The sequence below is a fragment of the Knoellia sp. AC549 genome, assembly GCF_979258975.1.
In genome coordinates this window covers 2972715-2997336 of sequence record NZ_OZ409890.1, presented here as the reverse complement: position 1 = coordinate 2997336, position 24622 = coordinate 2972715, and the positions used below count along the sequence as shown (strand labels likewise).

Here is a 24622-nt window from a genome sequence, read left to right as displayed (position 1 = left end):
GTGCGCACACGGCATACGCTCGCCTGCGTGGATTCCGATGAGCTGAGCCCTGCCACCCGCGTCGTCTCGCTGGGACGCGTCCCGCGCGAGCCCGGCGCCCAGGTCGGCGCCCCCCTGACCCTGACCTCGACCTATCACGCCGACGGTGGCACGAGCTATGCGCGAGTGGGCAACCCGACGTGGACCGCCTTCGAGGAGGCGCTCGGGTCGCTCGAGGGAGGTGAGTCGCTCGTCTTCGCCTCGGGGATGGCCGCCGTGGCCGCGGCGCTCTCGCTGGTGCCCCACGGGGGACGCGTCGTCGTCCCGACGGCGGCCTACAACGGCACCCTCGTCACGCTCGCCGACCGCGCGGACGCAGGCGAGGTGGACGTGACCCACGTCGACATCACCGACACCGGGTCGGTCGTCGCGGCGCTCGACGACGCGGCGATGCTCTGGGTCGAGTCACCCACCAACCCCCTCCTCGAGGTCGCCGAGGTCGCGGCCCTGTCCCGGGCGGCACGCGACCGAGGTGTGCTCGTCGTCGTCGACAACACGTTCGCGACGCCCCTGCTCCAGCAGCCGCTCGCGGTGGGAGCAGACGTCGTCGTGCACTCCGCCACGAAGTACCTCTCCGGTCACAGCGACCTCCTGCTCGGCGCGACCGTGACTGCTGCCACCGAGCAGGGGCGCGCCCTCCACGAACGCATCCGGCGCCACCGGCAGCTGCACGGCGCCATCGCCGGCCCGATGGAGACGTGGCTCGCGCTGCGCGGGCTGCGAACCCTCTCGGTGAGGCTCGAGCGGGCGTGCGACAACGCTGCGGTCCTCGCCGAGCGACTCGCACAGCACTCCGGTGTCGAGCTGGTGCGCTATCCCGGTTTCGGGGCGATGGTCTCGATCGACGTCGCGGGTGACGCGGAGGCTGCCGAGCGGGTTGCTGCGGCGACGCAGCTCTGGGTCCATGCCACGAGTCTCGGCGGGGTCGAGAGCCAGATCGAGCGTCGGCGACGCCAGCCCGGCGAGCCCGAGGTCGTGCCCGAGAGCCTGCTGCGCCTCTCGGTCGGCATCGAGGACGTCGAGGACCTGTGGCGGGACCTCGACGCGGCGCTGCGCGCGATCTAGGCGGTCTCGGCCTTGCGCGGTCGCGACAGCAGGGCCCCGACGACGTCCTGGGCCGACTTGCCCTCGGTGATCATCGCGTTGACCTGCTCGATGATCGGCACGTCGACCCCGTGGTGGCGGGCGAGGTCGAGGATCGAGGTGCACGACTTCACGCCCTCGGCCGTCTGGTTCGTCACGGCGACCACCTCGTCGACGGTCATCCCCTGACCGAGGCGGACGCCGAAGCTGTGGTTGCGCGACAGCGGCGACATGCACGTCGCGATGAGGTCGCCCACGCCCGCCAGCCCCGCGAAGGTCACTGCCTCACCGCCCAGCGCCAGGCCGAGGCGGGTGGTCTCGGCGAGGCCGCGGGTGATGATCGAGGACTTGGAGTTGTCGCCCATCCCCAGACCCTCGGCCATCCCGACGGCGAGGGCGATGACGTTCTTGGTCGCCCCGGCGATCTCGGTGCCGACGACGTCGGTGCCGGTGTAGGGGCGGAAGTATGCCGCGGCGCACGCGTCCGCGACCTGCTGCGCCACCCGCTCGTCGGCCGCCGCGACGACGCTGGCGGCCGGCTGCTTCACGGCGATCTCGCGGGCGAGGTTGGGCCCCGAGACCACGACGATCCGACCGGGGTCCACACCGCCCGCGTCGGCGATCACCTCGCTCATGCGCTTCGTGGTCCCGAGCTCCACCCCCTTCATCAGCGAGACGATCGCAGCGTCACCGGGCAGGGTCGAGCCCCAGGCCTCGAGGTTGACCCGCAGCGTCTGCGAGGGCACGGCGAGGACGACGATGTCCGCGCCCGCGGCAGCCTCCTGGGGGTCGTTCGTGGCCGAGACCCGTTGCGGCAGGCGAAGTTCGGGCAGGTACTCGTCGTTGCAGCCGGCGTTGATCGCGTCGACCACCTCGGCCCGGCGGCCCCACATCCTCACGTCGGTGCCGGCATCCGCCAGGACGGCCGCGAAGGCCGTACCCCAGCTACCGGTTCCGAACACAGCTGCGGTGCTCACGCGTCGTCCTCCACTTGGTCGGGGTCGTCCGGGTCGTCCGGGTCGTCGTCGGCCCATTGTGGGGGCTGTTCGCGCTCCCGCGGGCCGGAACGCTCGGTCAGGGTGGCCGCGCGAGGGCGCCCGGTGACCGTCAGCCCCTGCTCGCGAGGGTCGAAGCGTCCGCCCGGAGCCGCCTCGCCGCGAAGGATCTCGAGCTCGCGGGTGAGCGCGGCCATGACGCGCTCGGTGGCGTCGGCGAGGACCTCGGCCGTCACGGGCAGGTCCTGGAGGTCTGCGAGGTCGACAGGTGCCCCGGCCCGCACCTGCATCGTCCGTCGCGGGAGGAGGCGCGGACGACGGCCGTAGGGAGCGAGGATCTCCTGGGCCCCCCATTGCGCGACCGGGATGACCGGGCATCCGGTTGCGAGGGCGATCCTCGCGGCACCGGTCTTGCCCCGCATCGGCCAGAGGTCCGGCTGCCTCGTGATCGTCCCTTCGGGGTAGATGGCGATGCACTTCCCCTCGCGGACGGCCTCGACCGCTGCTCGGTAGGCGTCCGACGCCTCCCCCGTCTCACGGTAGACGGGGATCTGCTCGGCCCCACGAACGATGGCTCCGACGACCGGGATCCGGAAGACCTCGACCTTGCCGAGGAAGTGCGGCACGACTCCGGCGTCGTTGAGGAAGTGGGCGAAGACGAAGGGGTCGAGGTGCGAGATGTGGTTCGACACAGCGACGAACCCTTGGTCGCGCGGGAGGTTCTCGGTCCCCGACCAACTCCGTCGGGTGAGCGACATGAGGAGTGGTCGGAGGACGGCGACCGCGAACCGGTATGCCGGTGGGGAGTGGCGTGGTCCGAACCTCATGCAGTCCTTTCGTCTCGTCCACCGCGACGGCCTCCGGCACGGATCTGGGCACATCCTTGTCGGCGCCGGGGGCGATGTCGAGCAGGTTGGGGTCGCGTTGGAGGATCGGGGCATGGAGTCGCCGCGTGAGACCGACTGGCACGTCGTCGTCCCCGTCAAGGGTGGGCTGACCGCGAAGTCCCGGCTGCGCCGACAGGTCGACGACGAGGCCCTGGTCACCGCCATCATCCACGACACCCTCGACGTGGTCGCGCGCGTCGTGACCCCGGCCCGGGTGGTGGTGGTGACGGCTGACCCGCAGGAGGCGGCCCACGCAAGGTCGGCAGGTCTGGCGGTCGTCAGCGACCCCGGTGGCGGCCTCGACGCCGCCTGCCTGGCCGGCTTCCGCAGCCTGCGTCGCCGTGGCGTCTGGCCCGTCGCGATCCTCCTCGGCGACCACCCCGCCCTGGCGGACCACGAGCTGTTGACCGCTCTCGCCGCCGGGGCCGACCTCGCAACCTTCTTCGTTCCCGACGCCGACGGTCTCGGCACGGCCCTCGTCGGCTCCACGGTGTCCGCCGAACCCGATCTGGCCTTCGGACCGGGCAGCGCCGACCGGCACGCCCTCCTCGGTCACGTGCGCCTCGACCTCGACCTCCCCGGGCTGCGCCACGACGTGGACGACGAGGCCTCGCTGCGCCACGCAGCGGACCACCTCACGCTGGGTCCCCGCACACGGCGCGCGCTCGAGCGATAGCGTCAGGGCGTGCAGGCAAGCATCCACACCTTCGCCGAGGACGGCTCGGGCTCAGCGCTGCTCGACGACGGGCAGGTCGTGTCATGGCCCGCCGAGGTCTTCGGCCACAGCGCCCTGCGCCACGTGCGCGTGGGGCAACGCGTCAGCGTCGAGGTCGAGGGCGACGACGTGACCCGCCTGTGGATCGTGGGGATCGGCGAGGGCGAAGTCATCCGCTGAGCAGCACCTCCCGAGGCCGCGACACCCGGCACGAGAGACAGGGCCGACGCCCGAGGCACCGACCCTGTCAGACTGCGTGACGCGCGAACGCGTCAGCGGTCACTTCTTCTTGGCTGATGCCTTCTTGGCCGGAGCCTTCTTGGCGGGTGCCTTCTTCGCGACGGTCTTGGTCGCAGTCTTCTTGGCAGCGCTCTTGGTGGCCGTGGCCTTCTTGGCCGGGGCAGCCTTGGTCGTCGTCTTCTTCGCGGCCGCCTTGGCCGGAGCGGCCTTGGTCGTGGCCTTCTTGGCCGGAGTGGCCTTGGTCGTCGCCTTCTTCGCAGCCGCCTTGGCCGGAGCGGCCTTGGTGGCGGCCGTGGTCTTCTTGGCCGGAGCGGCCTTGGTCGTCGTCTTCTTCGCGGCCGCCTTGGCCGGAGCGGCCTTGGTCGCGGCCTTCTTGGCGGGTGCCGCCTTGGCCACGACCGATGCCGTGCCGGCGCTGGCCCGCTGGGCGGCCGGGGACGCCTTGGGCAGGGCGGACGGCTTCTTCACGTACGTCTTGAAGGCAGCGCCTGCCCGGAAGCGGGGGGCCTTGGACTTCGGGATGCGGACGCTGGCACCGGAGTGCGGGTTGCGGCCGGTGCGTGCGGCACGCTCCACCCGGTCGAAGGTGCCGAAGCCGGTGATGCCGACCTTGCCACCCTTGGTGACCTCACGAACGATCGTGTCGAGGACCGCATCGAGGGCCTCCGTCGCTGCCTTGCGGCTGCCGAGACGCTTCTCGAGCTTCCCGGACGAGTTCTCCCTTGTTCACTGTCTCTCCATCGAGTGTGCCGCCGGGACATCCCGACGAGGTGTGTGGCCAAGCGATCACCTGGCTGGTCACGACGTTAGGCCGCCCACCGCGCAGAGTCCATCACCTCCCGCACGCTTTCCGTTGTCGCACAATGCCTTTCGGGCGCAGGACGCGGGGCGACAGGCCCGGCTCGCTGCCGATGCGGACGGTCGCCTCACTCGCCCGGTGGGCGTGAGTTCCCTTGCGGGACAACCACTTCTGGCTCAGTCCACCGCGACCGGCTCTGGCCCTCACGCGCCAGCTCGCCATGGTGGAAAGTCACACCAGTCACTTCCGTCACACGCTCGACCCGTCGGTCCGGGGTACGAACTGCCCACTCGCACACGGCGTGTCGCGCGGGAATGCCTCAGGTCGTGACTGGCTTCCACGCCGGTCGGGTGCGCTCGTATGCCGTGATGTCGCCTTCGTGCCGAAGCGTCAGCGAGATGTCGTCCAGACCCTCGAGCAGGCGCCAGCGGGTGTACTCGTCGACCTCGAAGGCCGCGACGAGCTCGCCCGCAGTGATCGTGCGCGAGACGAGGTCGACCACGACCGCTGTCCCGGGCTCGTTCTCGAGGAGCTTCCAGAGCAGCTCGACGTCGTCCTGGCTGCACTGGGCGGTGAGGAGCCCGGCCTTGCCGCTGTTGCCGCGGAAGATGTCAGCGAACCGGGAGGAGATGACCACGCGGAAGCCGTAGTTCATGAGGGCCCAGACGGCATGCTCGCGCGAGCTGCCCGTCCCGAAGTCGGGACCGGCCACGAGGACCGAGCCAGCGGCATACGTCGGGTCGTTGAGGACGAAGGTCTCGTCCTTGCGCCAGGCCGAGAACAGCCCGTCCTCGAAGCCGGACTTCGTCACCCGCTTGAGGTACTCGGCGGGGATGATCTGGTCGGTGTCGACGTTGCTGCGGCGCAGCGGCACGCCGGTGCCGGTGTGGGTGGTGAAGGCTTCCATGTCAGGCCCCCTGGGCGGCAGGCTCGGTCGTCGACGTCGCGAGCGGCTCGAGGTCGGACGGGCTGGAGAGGGTGCCCCGCACCGCGGTGGCCGCAGCGACGAGGGGGCTGACGAGGTGGGTGCGCCCACCCTTGCCCTGGCGGCCCTCGAAGTTGCGGTTGGACGTCGACGCGCTGCGCTCCCCGGGCGCGAGCTTGTCGGGGTTCATGGCCAGACACATCGAGCAGCCGGGCAGGCGCCATTCGGCACCCGCCTCGGTGAAGATCGCGTCGAGCCCCTCGCTCTCGGCCTGGAGACGCACGCGGGCCGATCCGGGCACGACGAGCATGCGCACACCGTCGGCGACCTTGCGGCCCTGCACGACCGATGCGACAGCGCGCAGGTCCTCGATGCGGCCGTTGGTGCACGAGCCGACGAACACCGTGTCGACGGCGATCCGGCGCAGCGGGGTGCCCGCCACGAGCCCCATGTACTCGAGTGCACGCTCGGCGGACTGGCGCTCCGTGTCGTCCATCATCGAAGGATCCGGGACGCTGTCACCGAGCGGTGCGCCCTGCCCGGGGTTGGTGCCCCAGGTGACAAAGGGCGTGAGAGAGGCAGCGTCGAGGATGACCTCGTTGTCGAACTCGGCGTCGTCGTCGGTGCGCAGCTCGCGCCAGCTCGCGACCGCCGCATCCCAGTCGGTGCCCGTCGGCGCGTGGTCGCGGCCCTCAAGATAGGCGAAGGTGGTCTCGTCCGGCGCGATCATGCCCGCTCGGGCACCGGCCTCGATCGACATGTTGCAGACCGTCATCCGCGCCTCCATGGAGAGCGCACGGATGGCGCTGCCGCGGAACTCGAGGACGTGACCCTGGCCCCCGCCGGTGCCGATCTTGGCGATGACGGCCAGGACGATGTCCTTGGCCGTCACGCCGGGCTGGAGCTCGCCCTCGACGGTGATCGCCATGGTCCTGAACGGCTTGAGCGGCAGGGTCTGCGTGGCGAGGACGTGCTCGACCTCGGAGGTGCCGATCCCGAAGGCGAGCGCGCCGAACGCACCGTGCGTCGACGTGTGGCTGTCTCCGCACACGACGGTCATGCCGGGCTGGGTCAGGCCGAGCTGGGGCCCGACGACGTGGACGATGCCCTGCTCGGCGTCCCCCATGGGGTAGAGCCGGATGCCGAACTCCTCGCAGTTGCTGCGGAGCGTCTGCACCTGGGTCAGGCTGATCGGGTCGGTGATGGGCCCGGGCGTCGTGGGGACGTTGTGGTCCTCGGTGGCGAGGGTGAGGTCGGGGCGACGCACGGGCCGCTCGGACAGGCGCAGCCCGTCGAAGGCCTGCGGGCTGGTGACCTCGTGCAGCAGGTGGAGGTCGATGTAGAGGAGGTCCGGTTCGCCCTCACCACGACGCACGACGTGCGCCTCCCACACCTTCTCTGCCAGGGTCTTCCCCACGGCCAACACCTCCACGCAACGGGTCTGTGGCGCCGCCTCGCACCGGGCCGGCGACATCGCTCCCACCGAGATTGGCACGCCGTCCGCACCGTGGGACTTGCGTCTCACCGCTTGGGACGGCAGTATCAAGACATGGACAACACCAGTGGGGTGGGCGTTCTCGACAAGGCAGCCATCGTCTTGAGCGCACTCGAAGCAGGCCCCTCGACCCTCGCCCAGCTCGTCACGGCCACCGGGCTCGCGCGCCCGACGGCGCACCGGCTCGCGGTCGCCCTCGAGCACCACCGCCTCGTCGGTCGTGACATGCAGGGTCGCTTCGTGCTCGGGCCGCGGCTCGGCGAGCTCGCAGCCGCTGCCGGCGAGGACCGCCTCCTGGCAGCCGCCGGACCGGTGCTCGGCGCCCTGCGCGACCACACCAACGAGAGCGCGCAGCTGTTCCGTCGGCAGGGTGAGCACCGCATCTGCGTGTCGGCCGCCGAACGCCCCGTCGGACTGCGCGACTCGATCCCCATCGGCGCCAGCCTGACCATGCTTGCCGGGTCGGCGGCCCAGATCCTGCTGGCCTGGGAGGAGCCCGACCGGCTGCACCGCGGCCTGCAGGGCGCAGCCTTCAACGCGACCACCCTCTCCGGCGTGCGTCGCCGCGGTTGGGCGCAGAGCGTCGGCGAACGCGAGGCAGGGGTCGCCTCGGTCTCGGCCCCGGTCCGCTCCCCCTCCGGCCGAGTCATCGCCGCCGTCTCGATCTCGGGTCCGATCGAGCGCCTGTCCCGCCAGCCGGGTCGCCTCCACGCGGCCACCGTGATCGCCGGCGCGAACAAGCTGACCGAGGTGCTCTCGCGTCACGCGAAGACGGCGGAGGAGCAGCACTCCGCCTGACCCCAGGCTTCACCCGACTTCGTGGCGCCCCACCCCGGTGGGCAACCGGGGTCGAGCGGCCGATCATCGGGTCACCCGATGATGCTGCTGGGGCTGAGGACGCGCTGAACGACGAAGTCCCCGTCACCTGGAGGTGACGGGGACTTCGTGCTCGTAGCCCCGACGGGATTCGAACCCGCGCTAACGCCGTGAGAGGGCGCCGTGCTAGGCCGCTACACAACGGGGCCCTAGCTGTGCTGCCGGGGCAAGCCCCGAACAGCGGGTGAAAGACTACCGCAAAGCGGTCGTTCCTTCGAATTGGCCTTTGCCACAGGGGCATTGGGCTTGCTGGGGTACCAGGACTCGAACCTAGAATGACGGTACCAGAAACCGTAGTGTTGCCGATTACACCATACCCCAAGGGGGTATCACCGCCGCATTGGCCCGAGGACCTCACTCACCGGTGAACCGAGGAGTGATACTACCGGCCGCCTCCTCCACTCCCAAATCGGCTGGATCCCACGAGGTCGTCGCCGACGAGGAGCTTCCTCGCGAGCCGGTCAGAGCGAGTCGCGCAACGCCTGCAGACGGGTCAGGGTCGAGGACTTGCCGAGGATCTCCATCGACTCGAAGAGCGGCGGGCTGATCCGCGCACCAGAGACAGCCGTGCGCAACGGACCGAACGCGAACTTCGGCTTGATCCCGAGGCCCTCGACGATCGACTGCCGCAGTGCGGCCTCGATCGCGGCGGCGTTCCAGCCGCTCTCCGTGCCGAGCACCCCCTCGCCGTGGTCGTCGATGTCACCCAGAGCGGCCAGGGCCGCGTCGAGCACCTGGGCTGCGTCGTCCTTGAGCTGCCCACGGGCGTCCTCGGCGATCTCGAGGGCGTCGTCGGGGACGAAGAAGGGGCGGACGAGAGCAGACGCCTCGGTGAGGTGGGCGATGCGCGTCTGGATGAGCTCGGCGACCGCCTTGAGCCGGCCGAGCTCGCCGAGCGACGGGTTCCCCGAGAGCACCCCGTCACGCTCCAGGAACGGTAGGAGCCGGGACGTGAAGTCGCCGAGCTCCAGCTCACGGATGTAGACGCCGTTGAGCCAGTCGAGCTTCTTGAGGTCGAAGATCGGTCCGACCGGGTTGACCTTCCTCCAGTCGAAACCCTCGCTGAACTCGTCGAACGTGAAGACCTCGCGCTCCGTGCCGTCCGCCTCGAGGATTGGCGGGTAGGCCAGCAGGGCAAGGAAGTTCACCAGAGCCTCGGGCAGGTAGCCCTCCTCCCGGAACCACGTGAGACGGGCTGCGGGGTTCTTGCGCTTGGAGATCTTGGACTTGTCGGTGTTGCGCAGCAGCGGCATGTGCGCGAACTTCGGCGGCTCGAGTCCGAGCCACTGGTAGAGCAGCACGTGCTTGGGCGTGGAGCTGATCCACTCCTCACCGCGAACGACGTGGGTGATGCCCATCTCGTGGTCGTCGACGACGACGGCGAGGTGGTAGGTCGGGAAGCCGTCAGCCTTGAGGATGACCTGGTCGTCGGGGCGCGGCGCGGACACGGCGCCGCGGATGAGGTCGTCGAAGGTCAGCGGCGCGTCCTCCGGGATGAGCATCCGCACGACCGGGTCCTTCTCGCTGAAGCCGGGCAGCTCGGCCCGCTCCTCGCGGGTCTTGCCGAGGCACAGCCGGTCGTAGCCGGTGGGCTGCTTGGTCTTCTGCTGCACCTCACGCATCTGCGTGAGCCGCTCGCCCGAGCAGTAGCAGTGGTAGGCCTTGCCGTCGGCGAGCAGCCGCTCGACGTAGGGCTTGTAGGTGTCGAGCCGCTCGCTCTGGCGGTAGGGCGCGAACGGACCGCCGACGTCGGGGCCCTCGTCCCAGGTCAGCCCCAGCCAGTGCAGGGTGTCGTAGACCTGCTGCTCACTGTCGGCCCGGAAGCGTGCCCGGTCGGTGTCCTCGATGCGGAGAAGGAAACGCCCACCCTGCTGTCGCGCGAAGGCGAGGTTGAACAGGGACATGTAGGCCGTGCCGACGTGGGGATCGCCTGTCGGTGACGGGGCGACACGAAGTCGGGGGCTGCTGGCTGCGGGGGTGGGCTGTTCGCTCATGATGCCCCGATTCTAGGGACTCCCCTGCTCCGCGCCCCCGAGGCGGTCGCGCCGCGAAGCCAGCCACGCACGTTCGGCCGGATTCTCCGTGGTCGCGATGGCGGCGGCATACGCGCGGGCTGCGTCGTCCGTCCGTCCCAGGCGGCGCAGCAGGTCCGCACGCGTTGCGTGCCACGGTGCGTATGCCGTGAGCTCCAGTCCGTCGACGACGGCCAGGGCGACCTGTGGTCCGTCGAGCTGCGCGACGGCAACGGCTCGGTTGAGCGCGACGATCGGCGAGGGGCGCACCTGCATGAGCTGGTCGTAGAGCGCGGCCACCTGGCCCCAGTCGGTGAGGGAGGCGTCGAGCGCGTCGGTGTGAACAGCCTGGATGGCGGCCTGGATCTGGTAGGCGCCAGGAGCGCTGCGTTGCAGGCAGTCGCGCACGAGCGCGTGCCCCTCGTCGATGAGGTCCGCGTCCCAGAGGGTGCGGTCCTGGTCGTCAAGAGTGACCAGCCGTCCGTCGGCGGTGATGCGGGCCGGGCGCCGTGCCTGGCTGAGCAGCATGAGGGCGAGCAGTCCGTCGACCTCGGGCGGCGACCCGATGCCCACCGCGATCGAGCGCACCGCCCGGGTGAGCCGGATGGCCTCGTCGGCGAGGTCCTGGCGGTCGGCGTTGTCGGCGCTCGAGCTGAGGTAGCCCTCGTTGTAGACGAGGTAGAGGACCGCGAGCACGCCGTCGAGGCGCTCGGCGAGGTCGTGCTGCTCGGGGACGCGATAGGGGATGCGAGCCTTGGCGATCTTGGCCTTGGCCCGGGTGATGCGCTGGGCCATCGTCGTCTCCGGGACGAGGAAGGCGTTGGCGATCTCCGCGACGGTGAGGCCGCCGAGCAGTCGCAGGGTGAGCGCGACTCGGGCCGGCTCGGCCAGCGCCGGGTGGCAGCAGGTGAAGATGAGGCGGAGCCGGTCGTCGGTGACCGGACCGGTCGGCTCGGGGAGCGTGTCGTCGGTGATCATGGCGGCCTCTGCGTACTTCTCGTCGCGGACCTTCTCGCGGCGCAGGTGGTCCAGCGCCTTGCGGTTGGCCGTCGTCGTGAGCCACCCGGCGGGGTTGGGCGGCACTCCGTCGCGCGGCCACCGCTCGAGCGCGATGACGATGGCTTCACCGAGGGCGTCCTCGGCGAGGCCGATGTCGCCGAAGCGAGCGATGAGTCCGGCGACGACTCGGCCGTACTCGGCGCGGACGACGTCGGCGACGGCGTCCGCACCGAGCGCGGCAGCAGGGTCGGGGGCGCTCACTCGCGGACGATCAGGCCTCGCCGGCGAAGGGGCGCACCTCGACGGCTCCCCCACAGGCGGCCGAACCCTCCTTGGCCCACTGCAGCGCCTCGTCGAGGTCGGCTGCCTCGATGACCCAGAAGCCGCCGAGGAACTCCTTGGCCTCCGAGTAGGGCCCGTCGGTGACGGTCGGGCGCTCGCCGGTGGCGTCGACGACGGTGGCCGTCGTGATCGGCTCGAGGCCCCCGGCGAAGACCCACTTGCCGGCGTCGCGCACCTTCTGGTTGAACGTCTCGACGTCCGCGAACATCTTCTGGATGACCTCGTCCGAGGGCATCTCGTCGTCGACGGAGCCGGGGACGGAAAGCATGTACTGCGTCATGGTGGTTCTCCTTCGGGAAGCGACCGGCCGCCCTCACTGGCGCCCTGCGGTGTCGTTCATCCTCTCCACGAACGGGTCGTCACGGATACGACACCTCGGCCGAGATTTTCTTCAGAAGTCGTCGCGGGGCGTGCGCGCCGACCGTTCGGCAGCTTCCGCCTGCTCCCTGAGGTCGTCCACGATCTGCGAGCAGAAGGCGCCGAGAGCGACCACGGCCCCGAGCGTGGCCATGGCCCACGCGAGCGGGTTGGTGGACTTGTTGCCGAGGACGAGGGCCGCCAGCACCAGGCCCAGTCCCCACGACATCTGGACACCGAACGGGAAGATCTTCATGCGCGGAGTCTGTCAGCGCGCGCGACGGAGCGCTCGTCATTCAGCGTCGACGAAGGGGTTGCCCAAGGTGCCGATCTGGTCGATCTCGATCTCGACGCGTTGCCCCGCCACGACCGGGCCGACGCCCGCGGGGGTGCCGGTGAGGATGACGTCGCCCGGCAGGAGCGTGAACGCCTGGGAGGCGTGCGCGATGAGCTCGGCCACGCCGTGGACCATGTCGGAGGTGGGACCGTCCTGGACGACGTCGCCGTCAAGAGTCGTGCGGATGCGGCAGGCCGACGGGTCGAGGCTGGTCTCGATCCACGGGCCGAGGGGGCAGAACGTGTCGAGGCCCTTGGCGCGCGCCCACTGCCCGTCGCCGCGCTGGAGGTCGCGCGCGGTGACGTCGTTGGCGACGGTGTAGCCGAAGACGGTCGAGAGGGCCTGCTCGGCCGGCACGTCCTTGGCGACGCGGCCGATGACCACGGCCAGCTCCCCCTCGTAGCTCACCTCCTGGGTGAACCCGGGGATGACGACGGGGTCACCGGGGCCGACGACGGCGGTGTTGGGGATGAGGAACATCAGCGGCGTGGACGGCGCCTCGCCACCCATCTCCTTGGCGTGGTCGGCGTAGTTCCTGCCGATGCCGATGACCTTGCTGCGCGGGATGACGGGCGCGAGGAGGCGCACGTCGGCGACGAGGTGGGTGGCGCCGGTCAGCTCGATCTTGGTGTAGAGCGGGTCGCCCGTGATCTCGGCGATCTTCTCGCCGGCCCCGTCGACCAGGCCGTAGACCGGGTCCTCACCTGTCGTAAACCTCGCGATGCGCACGGGCTCACTCTAGGACCCGTGTCCTTCGGAGCCGGACGAGTCCCAGGTCCACACCTCGAGGGGCAGGCCTTCCGGAACCGTGTCCGAGCCCTGATCGTGCTCACCCATTCGGCGTATGGCGTCCGCGAAGTACTCGTGCAGCGTCGCCGCGAGGCGCGGATCGTCCGTGAACCCGCAGTCCGCCAACGCCTCGTCCCACGCGACGAGCGCCAAGCGGTCCATCTCCTCCTCGCGACCCTGTCCCGAGTGCAGGCGCACCACGTCGGACTCGGTGCTCATCGAGTCGGTGAAGGTCGGTGGCCCGCCCAGTGCCTCGCCCAGGTAGGCGGCGAGACGCTCCGTGTGGTCCTCCTTGAAACCGTGTGAGAAGGCGTGCGAGACGACGGGATCCGCGAGAACTCTTCGATGCCACGCATCGGCGAGGCGGAACATCCCGTCCGCTCCGCCCGCAGCCGCATAGATCGACGCCGTCATGACACTCCGGGCTCAGGAGAGGCGAGCGACGACGGTTCCGGCGAGGACGGCATACCCGGCGTCGTTGGCATGGATGTCGTTCCTCGTGCACATCCAGGTCCAGGCACAGATCGTCGCGACGTTCGTCGGGATCATCCCGTATGCCGTGGCGACCGGAGTCGTGTCCGCGGACCTGAACGCGGTGGCCACGTCCGCGACCTCGGCTCCGACGGTCGCGGAGGATCGAGCGACGGCGCCGTTGAGCAGCGTCTGCAGGAAGCCTGAGACTGCGGCGACCTGCTGGCCGGCCGGGCCGGTGAGCCACGCGGCGAGGAAGGGGTTGTAGTAGTTGAGGACGATGATCTCGGTGTCGGGTCCGGTGGCGGCGCGCAGCTGGCGGAGGGTCTCGGTGAGGTTGCGCTCCACGGTGGCGACAGCGGCCAGGGCACAGGCGACATCGATGCTCGGGCGGGCACACGGGGTGACGTCGTTGGCGCCGATGTCGATCGTCACGAGGTCGACCTTGTCCTTGTGCGCCCTGAGGAACTCGACGCCCTCGGCGAGCTGGCTGCCCGCCTCATAGGCGCAGCGGTCCGTGCCCATGAGGGACGTGGTCGTCGCGCCGGAGCACGAGATGTTGCGGAGCTTGGCCTTGGGGGCGGTGTCCTGCAACGCATCCAGCACACCGCCGACATAGCCGCCTGTCCGGTCATCGCCCACGCCCGGCTGGTAGCCGGCAGCGAGCGAGTCGCCCAGGGCGAGGTACCAGCTCGTCGCCTTGTCGCCTCCCTGTCCGGGTCCCGCGAAGGCCGCCGACGGCGCCACGAGGGCGAAGACGGATGCAAGGACAAGGGTGAGGACTCGACGCACGACATCAGCTCCAGGGAAGTGACGGACCGCGGCTCTGCGGACCTCGTCGGATCGTCGCACAGCGATCTGTCACTCGGGAGGAGGTCGGGCGAAATCGCTCGCCTAGGCTGGTCCGGTCATGACTGATGCCACCCCACCGTCAGAGGTCCCCACGTCCGTGGACCTCCGGACGTGGTCGGCACTCGAGACCGCGCACCAGGAGCGGGTCGATGCCGCCACGGCGGGTCATCGGTCGCGACGGAGTCTCGGCGTGCCCCACCCGATCGAGGACTTCCTCTTCAGCTACTACTCGACGAAGCCGGCGCAGCTGCGGCGCTGGCACCCCGGGGTCGGTGCGCGGCTCGAGGGAGCTGCGTTGCTGGATCGAGCATCGTGGAAGCACTATCGCGTCGTCGGGGACGCGGTCGAGGTGGACGTGGAGTCGTTCGTGGCCGCCCGCGGTCGCGCGGTCGACTTCATCGGTCGGCTCCTCACCGCGACGGCGGGCCGTCCGGCGCGCCTGGGGTGCTTCGGCCTGCACGAGTGGGCCATGGTCTACCGCGCTCGGGAGGGGGACGTGCGGCACGAGCAGGTGCCGTTGCGGCTCACCCAGGGAGAGACCGACGCGGTCGTCGAACGCCACCAGATCGCCTGCAGCCACTTCGACGCGTTCCGCTTCTTCACTCCAGATGCGCTGTCCCGCAATGCGATCCAACCCAGTCGCGAGTCACAGGTGGAGCTCGAGCAACCTGGCTGTCTGCACGCCGGCATGGACGTCTACAAGTGGGCGACCAAGCTGACGCCCCTGGTGCCGAGCGAGCTCACGATGGACTGCTTCGACCTTGCCATGGAGATCCGACTGCTCGACATGCAGGCCTCGCCCTACGACCTCGCGGCCTACGGCGTCGAGCCGGTGAGGATCGAGACGGCGGCCGGCAAGGCGGCATACGTCGAGGGTCAGCGCGCGTTCGCCGAGCGGTCGAACGCGTTGCGGCACAGGCTGCTCGCCGTGCTGACACCGGTGTGCGCCGAGTCGGCCACATCGGCCTTCCCGTCAACCATTGACGCCCAGCGGGCCGACGGCGTTGGATAGTCCCATCGCCCGGGACTCCCTCGGGATCTTGCTGGAAGGGTCGGGACGATGGCGCGTAGGTCTTCACGGTTCCGGGCGGGGGCGCTGGCAGCGGCGCTGGCCGCGACCGGACTGACACTCGGCAACACCCCAGCAGCGTCGGCCACGGACTGGAGCGCCTGTCTCGCGGGTCCGGACGACACGCAGTCGGTGTTCACGCGTGCCTCGCGGGTCAGTGGGGTCCCCGAGGACGTGCTGCTCGCCGTCGGATATCTCGGCGGCCGGTGGAGCCACCACGCTGGGCAGGCGAGTGTGTCCGGCGGGTACGGCGTGATGCATCTGACCGACAACTCGGTGGCACCGGTGTCCGCACCGGCGAAGGGCGACACCAACCGGGGGCTGCCCAGTCGTGCAGGCACGCTGCTCGTCGCACGTCAACACACCGGACTGTCGGCCGAACAGCTGCGCACAGACCCGGTCGCCAACATCTGCGGGGCAGCGGCCGTGCTGGCGTCGTACCAGCCGGGCACGACGGCGCAGGACCCGTCCGGGTGGAGCAAGGCGGTGGCACGCTATGCAGGAACCGCCGACCGGCAGGAGGCCATGCACTACGCCGGTCTCGTCTTCGACGTGCTCCGGTCCGGTGCCACCGAGACCACCGATCTCGGCGACACCGTGACGCTGACGGCGGACCCGAGCGCGGCCCTCGACACCTCAGCGGTGGTCGACGACCGCCTGCTCCAGCCCGGGGTCCAGGAGCTCGAGTGCCCCTCGACGATCGACTGCGACACGGTGGAGGCGCAGTACCGCAGCACCGGACCTGCCGTCACGCAGTACGTCAACTACGACCTGGCCGACCGGGAGAAGGACCTGTCCATCGACTACCTCGTCGTGCACAACACCGAGTGCACCTACGACGTCTGCACCAGGCTCATCACCGGTGAGGCCGAACCCAACCGCTTCGTGTCCTGGCACTACACCGTCCGATCCTCCGACGGGCACGTCGACCAGCACGTCGCCACCCGCAACGTCGCCGCGCATGCCGGCAACTGGTACCTCAACATGCACTCCGTCGGTGTCGAGCACGAGGGCAAGGCGGGCGAGCCGGGCACGTGGTACACCGAGGCGCTGTACCGCTCGTCGGCCGAGCTGGTGAGATACCTCGCCGCGGAGAAGGGCATCCAGCTCGACCGTGCCCACGTGGTGGGCCACGAGGAGTTCATGTCGAGCAACTACAAGTGGGACCCGGGGCCGTACTGGGACTGGGAGCACTACATGGCACTGCTGGGCGCCCCGATCCGACCCGACCGACGCGGCCCCAGCCAGGTGTTCACCGTCAAGCCCGGCTTCACGGACAACGCCCGCACCCTCGACGGGTGCTTCGCCACGGAGACGCAGCCCGGCCGGCCCTGCCCGTCCTTCGGCACCAACTACGTCGACGTCCGGACCGCCCCGAGCGACTCGGCGCCGCTCGCGTGGGGATCCTCCGACCTGGTCTCCGACAGGGATGCTCGCGCAGTCGCTGGTCACAAGTTCCACGTCGCCGGTCGACAGGGCGACTGGCTGAAGGTCTGGTGGGACGGCTCCGTCGCCTGGATCAAGAGTCCGAAGGGCGACAGGGCCAACGTGGTCCCGTCCCAGGGCGAGGTCGTCGAACCAGTGCGCCAGTCGGTCCCGGTCTATGCGCGCGCCTATCCCGAGGCCGCGGCGTACGCCGGCACTCCGGTGCCCTACCAGGGGCAGCCCACCGTGACCGCACCCGACGGCTCGGTGCTCACCCTCCAGCCGGGTCAGCGCTACGTCATCGCCGACCGGACAGTTTCGGCCGACTACTACTACGCGAAGTCCTTCGACAGCTCGCTCCCCGGGGACAAGACCGTGGTGACCGGGGAGCAGGAGTACTTCCAGGTCTGGGTCGGGCACCGCTTCGGCTACGTGAAGGCCGAGGACGTGCGGGTGCTCTCCGGGCGGTGACAGGGCTCGGCTCAGGAGCGGTCATCGAGCGAGGAGCTGGCCGACGCGCTGCGCCACTGGCTCCTTGCGGTGCTGGGTCCTGTCGACGTCAGTCCGGGTTCACCCGACCGCGGCCGGACTTCACGTTGCCACGACGCTTCTTGGCGTCGAGGCGGCGGCGTTGCGAGCCGCGCGTCGGCCTGGTGGGGCGGCGTGCCGGTGGTGGCGGTGCCAACGCGTCGCGGATCAGGTTCCCCAGGCGCTCTCGGGCGGCGGCGCGGTTGCGCAGCTGAGACCGGTACTCGGACGCGGCGACGACGAGCCGGCCCTGCACGAGACTCGCCTGCAGGACCTCGAGCACGCGCTCGATCTGCGTAGGTGTGAGGGAGCTGGACGCGGCTGGGTCGAAGGTGAGCTCGACGCGGCTGTCCGTCGTGTTGACGCCCTGGCCGCCGGGTCCGGACGACCGGCTGAACCTCTCGACGAGCTCGGCGCCGTCGATGACGAGCCCACTCGGCATCCCCGGCCCCGGTCGCACGACGAGGTCCCCCACTCCGGTGCTCACAGCAGCGGCGCTGCCCGGGCGGCCGTGAGCTCGGCCATGACCTCGTCGTCCACGGGCACGTCGCTCTCGCGGAAGCCGAGATCTGCGTACATCGTCTTGGCGGCGAGATTGTCGGTCCGGTAGGACAGGCGCACGGCGCTGGTGTCGGGCCGCTGCAGGAGCCAGCGGACGAGCGTGACCATGGCCGCTCGGCCCACGCCCCTCCCCTGCTCCTCGGCGTCGATGACAAGTCCACCGATCCAGGGCAGCTGGTCGTCGTCGTCCCAGGCCCACATGACGTGACCGACGATCGCCCCGTCCGCGCTGACGCCCAGCGACTGCCAGACCTCCTCACGCTGCGAGAGGAGGAGGTAGCGCGCCGCAGTCGCGGCCACATGGTCACGCTGGTCGTCACGCGGTGCCACGTCGGCGATGGCACGCCAGTTGGCATCGGTGACACCGACGAGCGTGACCCGTCGACCAGCACCGTCATCGACGCCCTCGTCGACGACGAGCCCTGCCTCCCATGCATCGACCTCGCTCGCCACGTCGTCATCATCGACGCGAGGCCGGGCCGCTGTCGAGCGCGTTTGCTGGATCAGGAGCTGTAGTAGCCGTGGTCCAGGGCATAGAGGCCCCGCAAGGTGGGGTACTCCGCGGTCGTCCACAGCTCACCGCGCCCGCTCCAGTAGCTGAAGTCCTCGGTGCCGATCGGCAGGTGGTTGCCCCACCTCACGAGCGACCCGGACGACGGCGTGTAGCGGTAGACGTCGCCCCGGTCGTTGTCGGTCCCTCCGGTCGCGCCACCGTCGCTCTGGCTGAGGTAGAGGCGACCGCTGACGAACACGCCGCCCTGGACGCTGTCGACCCCGATGTTCCAGGCACCGTCGGCGCCGGCCACCCGCGAGGTGTTCTCCGCGATGAGCTTGGTGCTCTCGTTGAGGTTGTAGCGCACCGTGCGCGGTGAGGCCTGCGCGGTGTCACCCGGTGCGCGGTACTCGCTGGCGACGAGGGTGTCCGGCGCGGTCGTCCGGTCGATGGCCACCGACGAGTAGCGGAAGGTGCCCTGCCGCGCATAGCGGTGGACCTGCGGCGCGACGTACTTGTAGCCGTAGGCGCCGTAGCCCGCGGAGGTCCGGCCGATCGAGCCGGTGATGTCGGTGTTGACCCGCCACATGCGCCCCATGTCGAAGACGCGGATCCCGGTGGTGTCGGCGACGTAGAGGTAGCGGCCGTACCAGGCCAGACCGCCCGCGTGGGTGTTGGCGATGGTGAAGGACGGCGAGGACGAGGTGCCGGTGGGGACGGCGAGCAGCACGTGGCGGTACTTCGCGTTCGCGCGGTCGAGGATCGAGACGCGGGCACCCTTGTTGGTGCCGCCGTCGTGGTCGTACCAGGACGTCGCGAGAAGTGAGCGTCCGCCGGCCGTCGTGCCCGCGCCACCGTTGGCGTCGTAGGTGCTCGAAACCCCCTGCGCGTACCACTGCTCGGTGTTGTTGTCGTCGCTCGCCCAGCAGTACTTCTTCTTGACGTGGGGCAGGACGGAGGTGCACGACGAGCCCGTCGGCCCGACGCGGTTGGCGTCAGCGGCGACGGTGTCGATGCTGACGTTCGGCAGGGCGGCGTCCAGTGCACTGAGCACCGCGCTCGAGCTGCTGCTGCTGCGGGTGAGGTTGAAGCCCGAAGTCGAGATCGGCGACGCGGCCACGGCCGCGTTCACCCCGATCGAGGCGACGACCACGGCCGCGGCAGCCGAGGCCACCACCCCACGGATGAGCCCTGCGGCTCCGAAAACACCCTGTCTCTGCATGTGCGTGCCCTCCCGGTCTCGGACGGGGTCCACCTGACCCCGGTCCGAGGGTATGGCCGCTGGGCCCGCGGCGCACCCGTCCCGGAGGGACGGCGCTCCCCGAACGAACCTCCGCGCCACCTCAGCGGGCCGGGACACCCGCCCGGAGCAGTCCGTAGGTCACGCTCTCCACGAGGGCCATCCAGCTCGCCTGGAGGATGTTGGGCGCGACGCCGATCGTCTCCCAGGTCGTCTCGCCGTCGCTCGTCTCGATGAGCACCCGGGTGACGGCGTCGGTGCCATGGGCCGCGTCGAGGATGCGCACCCGGTAGTCGATGAGCTCGAGGTGCTCGATCTCCGGGTATGCCGTGGCGAGCGCGAGCCGGAGTGCGTGGTCGAGCGCGTTGACGGGACCGTTGCCCTCACCGGTGCGCAGCACCCTCTTGCCCCCGGCGGTGAGCTTGACGGTGGCCTCGGAGAGGGCGTCCGCGTCCGACTGCGAGTCGGTGATGACCCGCCAGGACTCGATGTCGAAGAACGTCGGCAGCGCGCCCTCGACCTCACGCCGCAGCAGCAGCTCGAAGCTCGCGTCGGCTGCGTCAAAGGTGTAGCCACGCATCTCGAGATCCTTGACCTTGGCGAGGACCCTCTTGACGAGGGCGCTGTCTGCCTCGTCGTCGGGGTCGAGCTCGAGCCCGAGCTCACGCGACTTGAGCTCGATAGAGGCGCGACCGGCCATGTCGGAGATGAGCATCCGCATGTCGTTGCCGACGTGCTTGGGGTCGAGGTGCTGGTAAAGATCGGGGTCGACCTTGATCGCGCTGGCGTGGAGTCCGGCCTTGTGCGCGAACGCGCTGGCGCCGGTGTAGGGCTGGCGCGAGTAGGCGGGCACGTTGGTGATCTCGCTGATCGCGTGGCTGATCCGGGTCGACTCCTGCAGCAGGTGCGGGTCCATGACCTCACGCCCCTCCTTGAGCTGGAGGTTGGCGACGACGGTGACGAGGTTGGCGTTGCCGGTGCGCTCCCCGTAGCCGTTGATCGTGCCCTGGACGTGGGTCGCTCCGGCGTCGACGGCCGCCATGGAGTTGGCGACGGCGCAGCCGGTGTCGTTGTGGCAGTGGATCCCGAGCCGGGCAGCGCCATCGGCGCCAGCCGTCACCAGGTCACCGAGGCCCAGGGCGGCATTGACGTCCTTGACGACGTCCCAGACCTGGCCGGGCAGCATGCCGCCGTTGGTGTCACACAGGGCCACCACCTCCGCGCCCGACTCGAGGGCCGCCTGCAGGGCCTCGATCGCGTAGGCACGGTCCACGGCATACCCGTCGAAGAAATGCTCCGCGTCCAGGAAGACGCGCCGCCCCTCCCCATGCAGGAACGACACGGTGTCGCGGATCATCTCGAGGTTCTCGCCCGGCGTCGTGCGCAGCGCCCGTTCGACATGGCCGACGTGCGACTTCGCGACGAGGGTGACGACCGGCGCCTGGCTGTCGAGCAGGGCGCGCACCAGCGGGTCCGACGCCGCCTTGCCGCCGACTCGACGCGTCGCACCGAAGGCGGCGAGCGTGGCGTTCTTGAGGGTGAGCTCGGTGGCGGCCCGGGCGAAGAACTCCGTGTCCTTGGGGTTCGCACCGGGCCAGCCACCTTCGATGAAGCCGACACCGAGGTCGTCGAGGTGCGACGCGATCGCGAGCTTGTCGGCCACGGACAGGTTGAGGCCCTCCTGCTGGGCACCATCCCGCAGGGTGGTGTCGTAGACGTGCAGGTCGCTCATGCGTGTCTCGCCTCGATCGTCTCTCGTGCGTCGGCTTCGTCAAACGTGTGTCCCAAGTGTCGCTGTCGACCTGCGCTGCTGCTCGAACGGCCGGGGGTGTGGCGGCTGAGCCCTTGTCCGGCCGACCCGGCGCACCGTCGTCGACCCAACAAAAAGACCCCCCGGGTAGGGAGGTCTGCGCGACGAACTTCTGCGTTCGTCGCGCTAGTCGATAATGACGGTGGCGGTGGCCACGGACTGGAGGGTCACGGGGAGAGAGTGACACGGGCGACCAGCATCCGGGAAGGCCTGTCCACATCGCGGTCGCGAAGGACCACGTGCCGGGTATGCCGTCCGCTCGTCCTTCGCTGATCCCCGCACGTCTCGCTGCAACTGCAGCGAAACGTGCAGACTTCAGCGAGCCGAAGCGCGAACCTGGGCCTCCCGGATGAGCCGCCCCACCCGCGCGGGGTCCGCGAGGTCGGCCCAGGTGAGCCGGACGATCTCGTAGCCGAGCCGCCGGAGCTCGTCCTCTCGCCGCTTCTCGAGCACGAGAGCATCACGCCCCGTCGCCCCGGCGTACTTGACCGCTCCGTCGAACTCGACCACGACCCTGCCGATGAGGAAGTCGACTCTCGCAAAGAACCCACGCGCCCTGATCTGCGCCTGTGCCACGTAGGTCATGCCAAGTGACCTCAGGATCAGGCGGGTGCGCGACTCCCCGGGAGACTCTGACAACGGGTCGGCCTGCTGGATGGCGAGCGCGACGAACCTCGCGCCGTAGTGGACGTCCATCGCCTCAACCCGGGCCTGCACAGAGTCCAGCGTCACCAGCTCCTGGTGCAGCGCCGCGTCCAACGCCACCACGCCCGCAACGACGCCCGAGGTCGCCGCCGTCTGGATGACGCACGTCGCCACCGAGGCCGCCGCCACGCCCTTGATCCTGGCGGCCACGTCTCCCGGAGCGATGGGGTGCACTCGCACGCTTCCTTGACGGCTGCTGTGTGCAACCTTGGCGGAGAGGTCGATCAGTCCCAGGTCGCAGTCGTGGAGCGGCAACCCATGAACGGCCAATCCGGCATGGTGACTCGCGCGAATCAGGGCCTTCGGTTCTCGCCCCTTCCGCGGCGCCGCACGTCCGAGCAGCACTGCCGCCACACGCAGTCGATAGGCCTCGGTCGGGTCCGCTTGGGTCATGAGGTCGGCCAGGACGAAACACCCGTATCGCACCCGCGCGAGGTACCCGTCCCGCACCAGCCTCGTGATGACCCTGTCATCGTGACCCATCTCATGCATCACGTGTGCCGAGATCACTCCACCGTGGGCCAACGCTCGGGCCCGAACTTCCGCATCCATGGGTCGACCCTTGACCGAGGCAGGTGGTCAGCACCATGGGTGCGAGGCGATCTGTGGACAGCCCCTCGCCCACCGCTCCCCTGTGGACGAGTTGCGTCGCGAGATCAGGCAGGCTTCGCTGCACCTTCAGCGAAGCGTGCCGACGTCAGCGCGAAGCGCCGGGTATGGCTCTGCGTCGCTAGGCTCATCTCCCATGGGAGAGACGCTGCACCTCACCGCTGTCCTCGAGTCGCACGGAGGCCCGGCGGGCGCGTTCGAGCTCACCGACGAGCAGGTCGCAGCGCTCGGCGACGGCGCCAAGACCTTCCCGGTGATCGTGACGATCAACGACACCGCGGTCCCGCTCCGGCTCGCACGCATGGGCGGCAAGAACCTCGTCGGCTTCAGCAAGGCGAGCCGGTCTGCGGCCGGGATCGAGATCGACGACGAGGTGACCTTCGACATCGTCGCGGATCTCGCGCCGCGCAGCGTCGAGGTGCCCGAGGACCTTGCTGCGGCCCTCGCCGCCGACCCCGCCGTGGCGGAGGCCTTTGCCGCGATGGCCTACTCGCACCGCAAGGAGTACGTCCGCTGGGTCACCGAGGCCAAACGAGAACAGACACGAGCCGACCGGATCGCCAAGGCCGTCGAGATGGTGCGCGAGGGCAGGACCCGCTGACCGTCAGCCGGTGCGCCGACGACCCACGCTCTCGCGTGACGCCGTGCCGTCGAGTCGGGCGCGGTCGGCGGCGGCGCGACCGACGTGCCACCCCTCCGCGTCGCGAACGGACTGGGCCCTCCGGCGCGTGAGGGTGGGGAACCACTCGCCCACGGTGTGCTCGACCCTCTCGCTCCGCGCCGCCATGAGCGGGACGAGCTCCTGCCCTCTCTTGCTGGCTTCCGTCGCCGCCGACTCCATCTCGGCGGCCGCGACCAGGGTGAGGCGCTCCCCGATCCGATGGGCATAGGCGGTGAGGAAGGACGACCGGAAGGCCCTGGTCCTGCTGCGTCCGCGGTGGTCCGCGCGCGAGCCCTCGGCCATCATCGCGGTGTTGGCCTGGACGAGCAGGGAGGTGAAGAGCAGCTCGACGCCCTCGAGGTCGGACTCGAAGCCGACCACCGTGCCGAAGCCCAGCTCTCGCGTCCACACCATGCGGCACCGGTTGGCCGACGCCACAGCCGTGAGCAGGGTGGCCTTCGGACCGTCATAGGGAGTGTCGATCCCGATCCGCCGGCCCTGCGGCCCGCCGTCCACCGCGCCTCCCTCCTCGCTCTCGGCAACGAGGGCTGCGTCGATGCTGTGCCGAGCCATCAGCGCCTGCGCACCCGCGGTGAAGGTCTCGGCCTCCGCTGCGAAGCTCGTCGACTCGGCCTTGGCGAGGAGGAGGCGAACCCGCTCGAGGATCCGCGAGTCCACGTCGGTCGGCGAACCCGAGGCAGAAGCGTTGGCTGCGTCAGCCGCGGACGGACGGTGGGCACCCGGCACCGACGTGAGGCGCTCGATGACGGGGACCCACTGGAGCAGATGCATGGCCGTGAGTGCCCGTGCGATGAGGCTCAGCCAGTCGGCCCCACGTTGACGGTGGGCGTCCAGCCACGTCTGCGGTCGCGACCACCAGACACCGCCTCCGAGCGCGTGGAGCTGGGCCATGAAGACCGGGTCGACCGTCGCCGGGGCATAGCGGTCGAGCTCGTCGGACATCACATCGAGGACGAGGGCCTGTTCGTCGGTCGTGAGTCGCCGCACCGCCATCCGGTGGAGGTCGGAGGGCTGCCACCCGCGCTGCCAGGCACCGGCCGTGGCATCGCGCAGACCCATGACGAGTGCGGTGACGACCGTGCGCGAGCCCTGCGCCGTGGCGCACCGCTGCGCCAGCTCGACGGTGACGTCGTCAAAGGTGCGAGTGCGTTGGAGGTTCAGCGACCGGATGGCCAGGTCGACGAGCTCCTCCTCGGTCGTGGTGCTGCTCATGGACTCCCCCGCTGATGTCGTGTGAGCGCCCAGCATGACACCGGTGACCGACCACCCAGGTTCGCCGGAGTGCGG

Annotated in this window: 25 protein-coding genes and 2 tRNA genes; 7 read left to right on the top strand and 20 right to left on the bottom strand. The window is 70.1% G+C overall.

Going from position 1 to position 24622, the window contains the following annotated elements; translation table 11 throughout:
• Positions 1-27 precede the first annotated feature (27 nt).
• Positions 28-1104, top strand: a complete 1077-nt coding sequence (locus ACZZ98_RS14580) for a trans-sulfuration enzyme family protein (RefSeq protein ID WP_463516921.1) — start codon at positions 28-30, stop codon at positions 1102-1104.
• On the opposite strand, the gene ACZZ98_RS14575 is transcribed toward ACZZ98_RS14580, so the two are convergent.
• Together ACZZ98_RS14575 and ACZZ98_RS14570 are read right to left on the bottom strand one after the other, a co-directional pair.
• Complete coding sequence (locus tag ACZZ98_RS14575) at positions 1101-2099, bottom strand: NAD(P)H-dependent glycerol-3-phosphate dehydrogenase (RefSeq protein ID WP_463516920.1); 999 nt, start codon at positions 2097-2099, stop codon at positions 1101-1103. The two genes, ACZZ98_RS14580 and ACZZ98_RS14575, sit on opposite strands and share 4 nt — an antisense overlap.
• Positions 2096-2944: a lysophospholipid acyltransferase family protein gene (locus ACZZ98_RS14570; protein ID WP_463516919.1), complete on the bottom strand. Its 849-nt coding sequence runs from the start codon at positions 2942-2944 to the stop codon at positions 2096-2098. The genes ACZZ98_RS14575 and ACZZ98_RS14570 overlap by 4 nt, the downstream gene beginning before the upstream one ends.
• Before the next feature lie 112 nt (positions 2945-3056).
• Here ACZZ98_RS14570 and cofC point away from each other — a divergent pair, with 112 nt between their 5' ends.
• Positions 3057-3680 (top strand): 2-phospho-L-lactate guanylyltransferase, encoded by a 624-nt coding sequence (cofC, locus tag ACZZ98_RS14565; RefSeq protein ID WP_463516918.1) that lies wholly within the window; start codon positions 3057-3059, stop codon positions 3678-3680.
• A 9-nt stretch (positions 3681-3689) separates the two neighbouring features.
• The gene (locus tag ACZZ98_RS14560; RefSeq protein WP_463516917.1) at positions 3690-3899 is read left to right on the top strand and encodes a hypothetical protein; all 210 of its coding nucleotides are present in this window, start codon (positions 3690-3692) and stop codon (positions 3897-3899) included.
• A gap of 99 nt (positions 3900-3998) precedes the next feature.
• Here ACZZ98_RS14560 and ACZZ98_RS14555 read toward each other — a convergent pair whose 3' ends face one another.
• The 3 genes from ACZZ98_RS14555 to leuC form a co-directional block, all read right to left on the bottom strand.
• Positions 3999-4598 carry an HU family DNA-binding protein gene (locus ACZZ98_RS14555; RefSeq protein ID WP_463517789.1) on the bottom strand — a complete coding sequence of 200 codons (600 nt, stop codon included), beginning with the start codon at positions 4596-4598 and terminating at the stop codon, positions 3999-4001.
• Positions 4599-5077: 479 nt separating this feature from the next.
• On the bottom strand, positions 5078-5665 hold the full coding sequence (gene leuD, locus ACZZ98_RS14550; RefSeq protein WP_463516916.1) for a 3-isopropylmalate dehydratase small subunit: 588 nt from the start codon (positions 5663-5665) through the stop codon (positions 5078-5080).
• Position 5666: 1 nt separating this feature from the next.
• Positions 5667-7100, bottom strand: a complete 1434-nt coding sequence (gene leuC, locus ACZZ98_RS14545) for a 3-isopropylmalate dehydratase large subunit (RefSeq protein ID WP_463516915.1) — start codon at positions 7098-7100, stop codon at positions 5667-5669.
• A gap of 132 nt (positions 7101-7232) precedes the next feature.
• On the opposite strand from leuC, the gene ACZZ98_RS14540 reads away from it, so the two are divergent.
• Positions 7233-7976, top strand: coding sequence for an IclR family transcriptional regulator (locus ACZZ98_RS14540; protein WP_463516914.1), 744 nt, complete (start codon positions 7233-7235; stop codon positions 7974-7976).
• A gap of 154 nt (positions 7977-8130) precedes the next feature.
• On the opposite strand, the gene ACZZ98_RS14535 is transcribed toward ACZZ98_RS14540, so the two are convergent.
• The 9 genes from ACZZ98_RS14535 to ACZZ98_RS14495 form a co-directional block, all read right to left on the bottom strand.
• Positions 8131-8203, bottom strand: a tRNA-Glu gene (locus tag ACZZ98_RS14535).
• Between the two features lie 100 nt (positions 8204-8303).
• Positions 8304-8375: transfer RNA gene (locus ACZZ98_RS14530), tRNA-Gln, on the bottom strand.
• 140 nt (positions 8376-8515) lie between these two features.
• Positions 8516-10048 carry a glutamate--tRNA ligase gene (gltX, locus tag ACZZ98_RS14525; RefSeq protein WP_463516913.1) on the bottom strand — a complete coding sequence of 511 codons (1533 nt, stop codon included), beginning with the start codon at positions 10046-10048 and terminating at the stop codon, positions 8516-8518.
• A gap of 12 nt (positions 10049-10060) precedes the next feature.
• Positions 10061-11326: an RNA polymerase sigma factor gene (locus ACZZ98_RS14520; RefSeq protein ID WP_463516912.1), complete on the bottom strand. Its 1266-nt coding sequence runs from the start codon at positions 11324-11326 to the stop codon at positions 10061-10063.
• A 10-nt stretch (positions 11327-11336) separates the two neighbouring features.
• Positions 11337-11687, bottom strand: coding sequence for a YciI family protein (locus ACZZ98_RS14515; protein ID WP_463516911.1), 351 nt, complete (start codon positions 11685-11687; stop codon positions 11337-11339).
• A 111-nt stretch (positions 11688-11798) separates the two neighbouring features.
• Positions 11799-12020: a hypothetical protein gene (locus ACZZ98_RS14510; protein ID WP_463516910.1), complete on the bottom strand. Its 222-nt coding sequence runs from the start codon at positions 12018-12020 to the stop codon at positions 11799-11801.
• A gap of 36 nt (positions 12021-12056) precedes the next feature.
• Positions 12057-12830, bottom strand: coding sequence for a fumarylacetoacetate hydrolase family protein (locus ACZZ98_RS14505; RefSeq protein WP_463516909.1), 774 nt, complete (start codon positions 12828-12830; stop codon positions 12057-12059).
• A 9-nt stretch (positions 12831-12839) separates the two neighbouring features.
• Positions 12840-13304: a group II truncated hemoglobin gene (locus tag ACZZ98_RS14500; protein WP_463516908.1), complete on the bottom strand. Its 465-nt coding sequence runs from the start codon at positions 13302-13304 to the stop codon at positions 12840-12842.
• 12 nt (positions 13305-13316) lie between these two features.
• Complete coding sequence (locus ACZZ98_RS14495) at positions 13317-14153, bottom strand: SGNH/GDSL hydrolase family protein (RefSeq protein WP_463516907.1); 837 nt, start codon at positions 14151-14153, stop codon at positions 13317-13319.
• Positions 14154-14271: 118 nt separating this feature from the next.
• Between ACZZ98_RS14495 and ACZZ98_RS14490 the strand changes: the two genes are divergently transcribed.
• Together ACZZ98_RS14490 and ACZZ98_RS14485 are read left to right on the top strand one after the other, a co-directional pair.
• Positions 14272-15225 carry a 3-methyladenine DNA glycosylase gene (locus ACZZ98_RS14490; RefSeq protein ID WP_463516906.1) on the top strand — a complete coding sequence of 318 codons (954 nt, stop codon included), beginning with the start codon at positions 14272-14274 and terminating at the stop codon, positions 15223-15225.
• A 48-nt stretch (positions 15226-15273) separates the two neighbouring features.
• The gene (locus ACZZ98_RS14485; RefSeq protein ID WP_463516905.1) at positions 15274-17178 is read left to right on the top strand and encodes an N-acetylmuramoyl-L-alanine amidase; all 1905 of its coding nucleotides are present in this window, start codon (positions 15274-15276) and stop codon (positions 17176-17178) included.
• Between the two features lie 88 nt (positions 17179-17266).
• On the opposite strand, the gene arfB is transcribed toward ACZZ98_RS14485, so the two are convergent.
• The 5 genes from arfB to ACZZ98_RS14460 all read right to left on the bottom strand — a co-directional run bounded on the left by arfB (position 17267) and on the right by ACZZ98_RS14460 (position 22224).
• A complete protein-coding gene (gene arfB / locus ACZZ98_RS14480; RefSeq protein ID WP_463517788.1) occupies positions 17267-17677 on the bottom strand; it encodes an alternative ribosome rescue aminoacyl-tRNA hydrolase ArfB in 411 nt (136 codons plus the stop codon).
• Positions 17678-17718: 41 nt separating this feature from the next.
• A complete protein-coding gene (locus tag ACZZ98_RS14475) occupies positions 17719-18249 on the bottom strand; it encodes a GNAT family N-acetyltransferase (RefSeq protein ID WP_463516904.1) in 531 nt (176 codons plus the stop codon).
• Between the two features lie 50 nt (positions 18250-18299).
• Positions 18300-19511, bottom strand: coding sequence for a hypothetical protein (locus tag ACZZ98_RS14470; protein WP_463516903.1), 1212 nt, complete (start codon positions 19509-19511; stop codon positions 18300-18302).
• A gap of 121 nt (positions 19512-19632) precedes the next feature.
• Entirely contained in the window at positions 19633-21261 is a 1629-nt protein-coding gene (gene cimA, locus ACZZ98_RS14465; RefSeq protein ID WP_463516902.1) for a citramalate synthase, read from the bottom strand.
• A gap of 393 nt (positions 21262-21654) precedes the next feature.
• The gene (locus ACZZ98_RS14460) at positions 21655-22224 is read right to left on the bottom strand and encodes a hypothetical protein (protein ID WP_463516901.1); all 570 of its coding nucleotides are present in this window, start codon (positions 22222-22224) and stop codon (positions 21655-21657) included.
• A gap of 565 nt (positions 22225-22789) precedes the next feature.
• On the opposite strand from ACZZ98_RS14460, the gene ACZZ98_RS14455 reads away from it, so the two are divergent.
• A complete protein-coding gene (locus tag ACZZ98_RS14455) occupies positions 22790-23254 on the top strand; it encodes a DUF1905 domain-containing protein (RefSeq protein ID WP_463516900.1) in 465 nt (154 codons plus the stop codon).
• Positions 23255-23257: 3 nt separating this feature from the next.
• Here ACZZ98_RS14455 and ACZZ98_RS14450 read toward each other — a convergent pair whose 3' ends face one another.
• Positions 23258-24547: a DUF2786 domain-containing protein gene (locus ACZZ98_RS14450; protein WP_463516899.1), complete on the bottom strand. Its 1290-nt coding sequence runs from the start codon at positions 24545-24547 to the stop codon at positions 23258-23260.
• Between the last annotated feature and the right edge of the window lie 75 nt (positions 24548-24622).